Annotated in this window: 1 protein-coding gene; it reads left to right on the top strand. The window is 39.4% G+C overall.

The window, feature by feature from the left end; genetic code table 11:
• Nucleotides 1-490 (top strand): IS66 family transposase (locus DS2_RS19435; RefSeq protein WP_035016750.1); only part of this gene is annotated, 490 nt, incomplete at both ends.

Genomic DNA, 490 nt, shown 5'->3' on the forward strand with positions numbered 1-490 from the left:
TGATTGAACATGTTCGTCCCAAATACAGCTGCCGATCGTGTGAAAAAATCAATACACAGGTACATATAAAGCAAGCGCCCGTACCGTCTACGCCAATACCAAAAGGCATAGCGACACCGAGTTTGCTCAGCCAAATAATTACCAGTAAATATCAGTACGCATTACCGCTTTACCGGCAAGAAAGCATGTTTAAACAACATAGCATCGAAATCAGTCGGCAAACCATGTCTGATTGGATAATCAAATGTGCTAGTTTATTTAAACCTCTGTATGACAGGTTACATCAAGTATTACTTGAACAAAGTGTGATTCAAGCAGATGAAACCACAGTTAATGTGGTGAGTGATGATAAATTTAAATCGTATATGTGGCTTTATTGCACAGGCACAGATACGCCTGTGATCAATAATCCATTCAGAAATATTGTTTTATATGAATACCAAGCAAGCCGTTCGGGCAGTTGCCCTGTGAATTTTTTACAGGGTTACTC

Source organism: Catenovulum agarivorans DS-2 (assembly GCF_000568405.1).
Taxonomy (GTDB): Bacteria; Pseudomonadota; Gammaproteobacteria; order Enterobacterales; family Alteromonadaceae; genus Catenovulum; species Catenovulum agarivorans_A.